Raw genomic sequence first — 9606 nt, 5'->3', positions numbered from 1 at the left:
GACCAACACCAACCCAAGCCAGTTTGCCTGACGACAATAGAGTTGTGGAACCACCTGATCCCTTGCCGAACTCAGAAGTGAAACGCAACATCGCCGATGGTAGTGTGGGGCTTCCCCATGTGAGAGTAGGTCATCGTCAGGCTTCTAATCCAAAAGGCCGTACAGGAAACTGTACGGCCTTTTTCTTTATGTGCTTTTGCTTTTTACCTGCCCGATGCAGCGGCCGCCGGTACATCGGATGGCTCTAACGAAGCGCGTTACCCCCGAATCAAAACACCCGCTTTACTCCCTCGCTAAGCTTCACAACCATCCGGCCACCGCGAAATTACCCACCGACGCTTTTTTAAACGCCTCTCCAACCCCAGCAACCACGGGCCTCAGCCCCCATATCCCAAACTTATCCCCAGCTCTGTCCAGTGTTTCTGTGAGTAAGAGGGCTGTGTATAACACAAAAAACCCCAACAAAAACAATCCACATTAAATCCCCGAAACCTGAAGCAGCCGGCTTCAGTGCCGGGAAATAACAGCTACCCGTGGCATACGGATTTGCCATTCGAACCGGACACCAGTAGCGTTGGGCTCTTCCTGACACAAGAGATCTTCAAATGACCGACCTCTACTCTATTCCTTTCCAAACCAGTGATGGCAAACAGACCACACTGGAAGAACACAAAGGCAAGGTGTTGCTGATCGTAAATACGGCGAGCAAATGTGGATTTACTCCCCAGTACCAAGGGCTGGAAGACCTGTATCGCGAATACCGTGAGCAGGGGCTAGTGGTACTCGGTTTTCCCTGCAATCAATTTGGTCAGCAGGAGCCGGGGAGCGATAGCGAAATTCAGGAGTTCTGTGCAATCAATTACGGAGTCAGCTTTCCGGTGTATTCCAAAGTGGAGGTAAATGGTGGGAATGCCCACCCCCTGTTTACCTCGCTGAAAAAGGAGGCTCCAGGAATTTTCGGCACTGAGGGTATCAAGTGGAACTTCACCAAATTTCTCGTCAACCGGGAGGGGCAGGTGGTCGGGCGTTATGCGCCAAAAGACAAGCCTGAGGCGCTGACATCCGATATCGAAAAACTGCTTTGAGTCAATTGAGGGTTCACGGGGGCCACATCGCCTCACCGTGAACCTGTTCTAATCGAGATGATTTTTTAAATATTTGGCTTTTCTGGTTATGGTGTTGCAAATATTCGTCGATTACATGCTCTAAATAGGATGGGTATTGAGGGAATGCTGCTGCGGGCTTATAGTCTTGGCTCGTGACACCCGGGTAAGGCATTTGGGTTGTTGCGGGAGCCTCAAAAGGGCTTCGACGTAATTGAATTCAATCAACCAGAACATTGAAGCTAAAGCCATGTTTCTCACTATCCCAGTCGATTCGATGGTGCCGGTCGGAAGGCGAACCGTCTTTCGCCCAATAGGCCTCCAACATTCAACTATTTGCCTCAGCGCCGGATCTTCTCTTGCCGCCGTGTATTCTGCTGCCTCCCCGCTACTAGCTGGCCTGCTACGACTGCCGAATCGCGGCAGATAATTTTATTCCCGTACCTCTCGACAGAATTCCGTACTTAATTAGAGCAGTGCGTAGACAGCGGCAGCCCTGCTGTTTAGCCTCGGGCCAGACTAGGAGAAGAGTCCAAATGAACACTAAAAAAGATAAATTAGTCATTTTTGATACCACCTTGCGCGATGGTGAACAGAGCCCTGGCGCTTCCATGACCAAGGAAGAAAAAGTCCGTATCGCGAGCATGCTCGAGCGGATGAAGGTGGATGTGATTGAGGCCGGCTTTGCCATCGCCAGCCAAGGCGATTTCGAAGCCGTACAAGCTGTGGCGGAGACGGTGAAAGACTCCACGGTATGTAGCCTGGCACGGGCCGTAGGGCCAGATATTATTCGCGCCGGTGAAGCGCTGAAAAAGGCCAATTCCGCAAGGATTCATACCTTTATCGCCACGTCCCCTATCCACATGAAGTACAAGCTTCAGATGGAGCCGGAAGATGTACTGCGGCAGGCAGTGGAAGCGGTTAAGACTGCTCGTCAGTTTACCGACAATGTGGAATTTTCTCTGGAGGACGGCAGCCGTTCCGAGCCCGAATTCATGTACCGCATTATCGAGGCTGTGATCAAGGCAGGTGCTGGCACGATCAATATTCCCGACACGGTGGGTTACGGCGAGCCGGGCGAGTACGGCGCTATGTTTAAGCGGGTAATCGAGAACGTGCCCAATTCAGATCTGGCGATTTTCTCCACCCACTGTCACAACGATCTGGGCCTTGCTGTTGCCAACTCCCTTTCCGCGGTGATGAATGGTGTGCGCCAGGTGGAGTGCACGATCAATGGCCTTGGCGAACGTGCAGGTAACGCCTCTCTCGAGGAGATCGTAATGGCGGTACGTACCCGCCAGGATATCTACCCGGTAGAAACCGGAATTGATACCACCCTTATTGTGCCCACTTCGCGGCTGGTGTCCTCCATTACCGGCTTTCCGGTACAGCCAAACAAGGCGATTGTGGGGGCCAATGCCTTTGCACACGAGTCCGGTATTCACCAGGACGGGGTACTCAAGCACCGCGAAACCTATGAAATCATGCGTGCGGAAGATGTGGGCTGGGGACAGAACCGCCTGGTGCTGGGCAAGCACTCCGGACGCGCGGCAGTAAAGGCGCGCTACGAAGAACTCGGCGTAACCTTTGCCGACCCGGCTGAATTCAATGTACTGTTCCAGCGTTTCAAGGATCTCGCCGATAAGAAGCACGAGATATTTGACGAAGATCTGCAGTCCCTGATTTCCGGGGCTGCCGATCCGGTGGAACACTACCAGCTGGTGGATCTCGAAGTGCGCAGCAAAAGCGGCACCAATCCACAGGCCCGGCTTGAGCTGGTAATCGATGGTGAAAACACCAGTTGCAGTGCAGAAGGCAGTGGTCCGGTCGACGCCACGTTCAAAGCGATCGAATCTGTGGTAGGTAGCAATGCGGACCTGAAGCTCTACTCGGTGAATGCTGTGACCCAGGGGACTGACTCCCAGGGCAGTGTCACTGTGCGTCTTGAGCGCGACGGTAAACTGGTGAATGGTGTGGGTGCGGATACAGATATTCTGGTCGCATCCGCAAAAGCGTATCTGGATGCTTTAAACTTGCTCGCCAGCAAAAGCAGCAAGCCGAAAGGCGTTTGATCGGATAAACGGGGCCAGATGTGAACGAACTGCAGCGGACGGAATACCTAACGGCACTGGGTGTAACCAGCTATATGCCGCGATTCTGTCTGTCCCTGGCCCCGGAACCGACTCAGGCGGAGCTGCCGCCCGCCATTGCGGAGGCTGCGGAGGTTCCACCGGTGGCGGCGGTAATGGCCGCGGTCGGTGCGGCAACCTCGACGCCAGTGACCGAACCAGTCCCATCCGCTGAACGTGGACGGCCGCATTCCGCGCCGGAAATCACCAGGGTCATCGGCAGCATCTCCACCGAGATCCGTGCGCCCCGTGTGGAGGTGGAGCTGGAACCCGTTGCACCTCCACAGCAGATTAACCCGTTCGTGCTGAGCTGCTGGTGGCTGGGCGACGAGTTGCTGGCGGTCGACAGCCGCGAACCCGGCAGCGCACTGCCGGTGGAGGCGCTATTTGGCAATATTGTCCGCGCACTGGGGTGGCACCAGCTGGCTACCGGGCGCGACAAGCTAAAGTGGCCGCTGGCGGAAAACCCGTTTGCCGCCGCTGCAGGCGCTGCGGATGCCCGCGATACCTGCACTAGCTGGCTGGAAGCAGCGGTCGCACGCAGGCCGGTGAAGTCCATCTGGCTGATGGGGCCACAGGCACGTGATTTCTGCGCGCCGGCTACTCTTGAGGATGGCGTCGCGGACTGGAATGGGGTGCAACTGGTGGCCTTGCCCAGTCTTTCCGAAATGCTAAGAGAGCCTCCGCGCAAGCGCGATGTGTGGCTATTGCTTCGAAAACTCTACCCCGAGCAGACCCGTCGCTGAGGCTCGCCTGCCGGGCCCTGGCCGAAATTGGATATTGCGCGGTGAATACCTCTCCTTCTGGGCATCTTCCCATTACCGATATGATTACCGGGCTGACGCTGGATAAAGCGGCGTCCCCCGATTGCGAGGCACTGGCGTTACTGGCGCGCAGTGCCCACAGTCATCCCTGGAGTGCTGGACAGTATCGCGACAGTCTGGAGTCCGGGCACGACTGCTGGATTTTTCGTACCGATACGGGTGCGATTGCCGCCTGCTGTGTAGTCAGCCGGTTGTTCGATGAAGTGGAAGTTCTGGATGTCGCGGTGGCGCCGGAGTGGCGGCGTCGCGGTGTCGGCGCCAGTCTTTTACAGCAGATTTTTTCCTCTCTGCCGGAAGATGTGGCGCGGGTGCTGCTGGAAGTGCGCGCCTCCAACCGCGCCGGTCGCGCGCTGTACCACAAGCTGGGCTTTTCCGAAGACGGTCGCCGCAAGAATTATTACCCCAAGGCGGATGGCAGTAGGGAAGACGCACTGCTGATGAGTCTGATATTGTAATCGCCAATTTGGATGGTCAGTTCGTCGTGACGCTGTATTGTCCCCCGCCTGATTAGTATTCCGGTATCTCCATGTCATCCCAACGAACCCTGCCCTCCCTGCTTGAAGGTCCGGTTGCGGCCCATTTGCGTCGTTTGGCCCTGCCCATGGTATGGGGCATTCTCGCCACCATGTCGTTCAATGTGGTGGATACCTACTTTGTCGCTCAATTGGGCGACGGGCCGCTGGCGGCAATGAGTTTTACCTTTCCTGTTGTGATGGTGATCAATGCGCTCGCCATCGGGCTTGGTGCCGGGACGTCTTCGGCGGTGGCGCGGGCTTATGGTGCCGGCGACATGCTGGAGGTGAAACGGCTGGTCAGTAACGCCACACTGTTGGCGTTTGTCATCGCTGTCGCCGTCAGTGCGCTGGGGTTGCTTACCATCGAGCCTCTGTTTCGGCTGCTGGGTGCACAAGAGCGGTTGTTGCCGCTGATCGCGGAATACATGGTGCCCTGGTATCTGGGAGCCGTATTCGCGGTGGTACCCATGGTCGCGCTTTCGGCGCTGCGGGCCATTGGCAACAGCGCCATTACCGGACGGATTCTGATGGCGGTGGCACTGTTCAACCTGATCCTCGATCCGCTGCTGATATTTGGCCTTTATGGCTTTCCTCGGCTCGAACTTCAGGGGGCGGCGCTGGCTACCGTGATCGCCCGTGGCTTGAGCTTTGCCATCGCACTCCATGTACTGGTGCGGCGGGAGCAGATTCTGGGTATGCCGAGCAGACACTGGCCGGAACTGAAAGCGTCCTGGCGGGCGCTGCTTGCGGTGGGGCTGCCGGCGATTGCCACCAATGTGATCATTCCCATGTCCGGCGGCGTGGTTGTGGCACTGGTGGCCAGCCACGGTGCGGATGCGGTGGCGGGACTCGGTGTGGCTTTGCGCATCGAGCCGGTGGCGCTGATCGTGTTTTATGCGCTGTCTTCCGTGGTCGGTCCTTTCATGGGGCAGAACGCGGGTGCAAACCGGCACGATCGGCTAATCGAGACGGTGTCGGTGCTCGCGCGCTTCAGTATTTTCTTTGGTATCGGCCTTGCGCTGGTGTTATGGCTGGTCGGCGGTAAGGTGGCGTCACTCTTTAGTGACTCCCCGCAGGTACTGGCGGTCGCTGTGGCCTACTTGAGCCTGGTGCCAATCAGTTACGCCGGTTATGGCTTTGTAATGTCTGCGAATGCGGCGTTCAATGGTCTTGGCCACCCACTGCCCGGTACCTTCATATCATTCCTGCGCGTACTCGGGCTGTATCTGCCGCTCGCCTGGATCGGCAATTACTACTGGGGAATACAGGGGCTGTTTGTGGCGACCGTGATTTCCAATCTGGCGATTGGCACCATGGCATGGTGGTGGCTGCGTCGCTACCTGGGAACACGTGAGGCACAGCTGCAAAACGCGCTGGCGAAATAATTTCAAATTCACGCGGTGGGGACTTTGTATGCTGATTTCTGTTGTGCGGCGAATCACTTGGTGGATGGTGCTTGGCTGGGTGTCGCTCGCTGGTGTAGCGCTACGCGCGGAGATTGCGAGTACGACGGAGAGCCCGTTTGACCGCTATCCGATCCATTTCACCACGGTCAACGAGACCGCTATCGCCTATCAGGATATGGGGCCGCGGGATGGCGAGCCGGTGCTCCTCATCATGGGGCTCGGCGCGCAGATGCTGCACTGGGGTGACATCCTGGTACAGGGGCTGCTGGATAGCGGTTACCGCGTCGTGTTGCTCGATAATCGTGATGCCGGGCTGTCGCAAAAATTTTACGGTCTGCCGGCACCGCCGGTGTGGTGGACGCTGGTGCGGGCGAAAGTCGGTTTTACCCCGGAACCCGCCTACCGCCTGCAAGATATGGCCGCAGATGCGGTAGGGGTGCTGGATGCACTTAACATCCGCTACGCGCATATTGTCGGTGCCTCCATGGGGGGCATGATTGCACAGGTACTCACGGCGGAATATCCACAGCGGGTACTCACGCTCACTTCAATCATGTCCAGTTCCGGTGCGCCGCGCCTTACCGAATCCAAGGCGGAGGCGATTTCCGCACTGGCGCTGGGGGCGAAATCAGATATTGGCCGCGAAGAGGAGTTGACCAATCGGGTGACCATCGCGCGTACTATTGGCTCGCCGGATTATTTTTCCGAGGGCTATGCCCGACAGCTGGCGACGCGAGTGCTGAATCGCGGCAGCTACGGACCGGGCACCGTGCGACAGTTCCAGGCAATTCTCGCCAGTGGCGACCGCTCACCACTGCTCGCGAGCATTGATGTACCGGCGCTGGTCATTCACGGCGAAAGCGATCCGCTGTTGCCCCCGGATCACGGTCGCGATACCGCAGACAAGATTCCCGGCGCGCAGTTTGTGGCGATTGCCGGCATGGGCCACGCGCTGGAACCGGAAGTCAGTCGTCGGGTATTGGCGGCGATGCTGCCTTTCTGGGAGGCAAGCCGCAGTCAGTCTGGTCTGGATATTCCCGAGGATGAGATGGGACCGGCGGAGACTGGCACGTCTATTGGGAGTGCCCCCCTGTAACAAGCATGTGATTCGGGCGCCGTCCTTGAACGGAAAGCGCCCGAACCGGCACTGTGGCGATCAGGCTCTCGCCAGCGGTGCTGTAGCCGCAACCAGCCAGGCCCTGGTCTGTTCATTCACCAGCGGCGACAGGGTCTCCCGCACCTCCGTGTGGTAATCATTCAACCATTCCAGCTCGCTGTCGCTAAGCAGTGCCGGGTCAATCAGCTGGCGCTCGATGGGCACCAGGGTCAGCGCTTTAAATTCCAAAAAACCGGGGTAGTTCTGGCTCTCGATGACGTAGATCAGATTTTCGATGCGGATGCCGTACTCATCGGTGAGATAGAAGCCCGGCTCGTTGGAAACGATCATGCCCGGCTCCAGCGCCACGTTGGTGGTGGCCTTGCCAATGCGCTGTGGCCCCTCGTGCACGCTCAGAAAACTACCCACACCATGGCCGGTGCCGTGGGCGTAATCCAGCCCCACATCCCACAGGGACTTGCGCGCGAAAGCGTCGATCTGCTCGCCGCAGGTACCTTTTGGGAAGCGCAGGGTGGCGAGGGCGATATGGCCTTTCAGCACCCTGGTGAAATGCCCTTTTGCCTGTTCCGGAAACTCGCCCAGCGCCACGGTGCGGGTGACATCGGTAGTGCCGTCCGGGTACTGGCCGCCGGAGTCGATCAGGTAGATGCCCTCGGCGCGCATCGTCAGACTGGATTCCGGGCTCACGCGGTAGTGCACAATGGCGCCGTTGCCGCGATAACCTGAGATGGAATCAAAGCTGTCGTCGGTAAACCCCTCGCGCTGTTCGCGCTTGCTGCGCAGTAATTCCACCGCTTCCAGTTCACCAAAATGCTCGCTACCCACCGCGCCCGGCAGCTCCGCGAGAAATTCACACAGGGCCGCACCGTCGCGGATGTGCGCCGCGCGGCTGCCTTCCAGTTCCACGGTATTCTTGAGTGCCTTGGCGAGGGTTATCGGGTCGCGCTCCAGCAGAATTTGCATCTCCCGGTTGCGCAGCTCGTGCAGGGTCCAGCAGTTGGTGAGCAGTGGATCGGTCCACACTTTCTGTACATGCTGGCGTTCCGCGGCAACAAACAGGGACGGCTTATCGCGGACGATTTCCACATCCCGGCCGAGGTGCTGGCGGAGGGCGTCACTGGTGGCGCTCTCCGCCAGATACAGGGTGGCACTGCCATCCCGGTACAGGAATCCCATGGACAGCGCGACCGGCAGATGGGGAATGTCGCTGCCGCGAATATTGAACAACCAGGCGCAGACTTCCGGATTGGCGAGCCACAGCGCGTCCTGTTTCTTTGCTGCGAGCAGATCGGCGATGCGCTGGCGCTTGCTGGTGGACTCCTCGCCGGTAAAGGTCAGTGGGTGCGGGCGCGCGGCACCACTCGGGGTAGCGGGGCGGTTTTCCCAAATGCTGTCGATGGGGTTGGCGTCGAGTGCGCGTAGGTCAATACCGCACTCATCGAGGCGCTTTTTCAGCGGCGCCAGCCCGGGCTCGGTGTGCAGGCGCGGATCGTAGCCGAGGGTATCGCCTTCCCGCAGCGCTTCGCACAGCCAGTTGGCGATATCCGCAGGGGTGAGGCTCTGCTGTTCGATGGGCTGGCTGCCGATCTGCTGTGCGGCCTGCAAGGTGTAGCGGCCGTCCACGAACAGGGCACTGCGCTCGCCGGCGGTGGCGGCGAGGCCGGCGGAGCCGGTAAAGCCCGTAAGCCAGGCGAGACGCTCGTCGGAACCAGGTACATATTCGTTCTGGTATTCATCACCGCGCGGGATCAGGAATCCCTGTACCTGTTGCTCAGCCAGCGCTTGCCGGAGTGCCTCGAGACGTTCCTGACTCATTATTCACCTCTTGAATCGTGGATGATGCCACGGGGTTTCTATACAGAGTTTCTTGACAGATTTTGCAGTCTAACAGGCCCCAGAGCCGTGTGCCGACGTGTATAATGCGCGCCTGTTTTTTATCCAGCCGTATTTTTGCATTATGGGTCAATCCTCCTCCCTGGCGGGCATCAATGGCCGCCGTACCTTTGCCATCATCTCCCACCCGGACGCCGGTAAAACCACGGTGACCGAAAAGTTGCTGCTGTTCGGAAATGCCATTCAGCTGGCGGGCTCGGTCAAGGGAAAAAAGGGGCCGCACGCCCGTTCCGACTGGATGGCGATGGAGCAGGAGCGCGGTATTTCCGTGACCTCGTCTGTCATGCAGTTCCCCTACAAGGGGCGTGTGGTAAACCTGCTGGATACCCCGGGACACGAGGACTTCTCCGAAGATACCTACCGCGTACTCACCGCGGTGGATTCCGCGTTGATGGTGATCGACGGTGCCAAGGGTGTCGAGGATCGCACCATCAAGCTGATGAACGTGTGTCGCCTGCGTACCACACCGATCCTGTCATTTATCAACAAGCTGGACCGGGATATCCGCGATCCCATCGAGGTGATGGACGAGATCGAGCAAGTGCTGAATATCAAGGCGGCGCCGATCAACTGGCCGCTGGGCTCGGGCAAGAACTTCAAGGGTGTGTACAACCTCTAC

Annotated in this window: 8 protein-coding genes and 1 rRNA gene; 8 read left to right on the top strand and 1 reads right to left on the bottom strand. The window is 58.3% G+C overall.

Annotated features, from left to right (window positions below; translation table 11 throughout):
* The first annotated feature begins 26 nt into the window (after positions 1-26).
* The 7 genes from rrf (at position 27) to VIL80_RS02070 (ending at position 7073) form a co-directional block, all read left to right on the top strand.
* Positions 27-142: ribosomal RNA gene (rrf, locus tag VIL80_RS02100) — 5S ribosomal RNA — on the top strand.
* A 463-nt stretch (positions 143-605) separates the two neighbouring features.
* Positions 606-1085 (top strand): glutathione peroxidase, encoded by a 480-nt coding sequence (locus VIL80_RS02095; protein ID WP_332034507.1) that lies wholly within the window; start codon positions 606-608, stop codon positions 1083-1085.
* 554 nt (positions 1086-1639) lie between these two features.
* Positions 1640-3175, top strand: a complete 1536-nt coding sequence (locus tag VIL80_RS02090; protein WP_332034506.1) for a 2-isopropylmalate synthase — start codon at positions 1640-1642, stop codon at positions 3173-3175.
* A 20-nt stretch (positions 3176-3195) separates the two neighbouring features.
* Positions 3196-3978: a hypothetical protein gene (locus VIL80_RS02085; RefSeq protein ID WP_332034505.1), complete on the top strand. Its 783-nt coding sequence runs from the start codon at positions 3196-3198 to the stop codon at positions 3976-3978.
* Positions 3979-4019: 41 nt separating this feature from the next.
* On the top strand, positions 4020-4511 hold the full coding sequence (rimI, locus tag VIL80_RS02080; RefSeq protein ID WP_332034504.1) for a ribosomal protein S18-alanine N-acetyltransferase: 492 nt from the start codon (positions 4020-4022) through the stop codon (positions 4509-4511).
* 71 nt (positions 4512-4582) lie between these two features.
* The gene (locus VIL80_RS02075; RefSeq protein ID WP_332034503.1) at positions 4583-5956 is read left to right on the top strand and encodes an MATE family efflux transporter; all 1374 of its coding nucleotides are present in this window, start codon (positions 4583-4585) and stop codon (positions 5954-5956) included.
* Between the two features lie 28 nt (positions 5957-5984).
* Positions 5985-7073: an alpha/beta fold hydrolase gene (locus VIL80_RS02070; protein ID WP_332034502.1), complete on the top strand. Its 1089-nt coding sequence runs from the start codon at positions 5985-5987 to the stop codon at positions 7071-7073.
* 60 nt (positions 7074-7133) lie between these two features.
* Here the strand turns inward: VIL80_RS02070 and VIL80_RS02065 are convergent, their stop codons facing one another.
* Positions 7134-8909: an aminopeptidase P family protein gene (locus VIL80_RS02065; RefSeq protein WP_332034501.1), complete on the bottom strand. Its 1776-nt coding sequence runs from the start codon at positions 8907-8909 to the stop codon at positions 7134-7136.
* Between the two features lie 142 nt (positions 8910-9051).
* Between VIL80_RS02065 and VIL80_RS02060 the strand changes: the two genes are divergently transcribed.
* The coding region (locus VIL80_RS02060) for a GTP-binding protein (RefSeq protein WP_332034500.1) at positions 9052-9606 on the top strand (555 nt) is incomplete at its 3' end.

The organism is Microbulbifer sp. (assembly GCF_036563125.1).
Classification (GTDB): Bacteria; Pseudomonadota; Gammaproteobacteria; order Pseudomonadales; family Cellvibrionaceae; genus Microbulbifer.
Note: the sequence above shows the minus strand (reverse complement) of the source record. Positions and strands in the feature narration are given on the sequence as shown.

Bases quoted from the DNA above. Each gene is read 5' to 3' on its own strand.
- VIL80_RS02095 (WP_332034507.1), top strand. From the start codon at position 606: ATGACCGACCTCTACTCTATTCCTTTCCAAACCAGTGATGGCAAACAG.
- VIL80_RS02090 (WP_332034506.1), top strand. From the start codon at position 1,640: ATGAACACTAAAAAAGATAAATTAGTCATTTTTGATACCACCTTGCGC.
- VIL80_RS02065 (WP_332034501.1), bottom strand. From the start codon at position 8,909: ATGAGTCAGGAACGTCTCGAGGCACTCCGGCAAGCGCTGGCTGAGCAA.
- VIL80_RS02070 (WP_332034502.1), top strand. From the start codon at position 5,985: ATGCTGATTTCTGTTGTGCGGCGAATCACTTGGTGGATGGTGCTTGGC.
- VIL80_RS02075 (WP_332034503.1), top strand. From the start codon at position 4,583: ATGTCATCCCAACGAACCCTGCCCTCCCTGCTTGAAGGTCCGGTTGCG.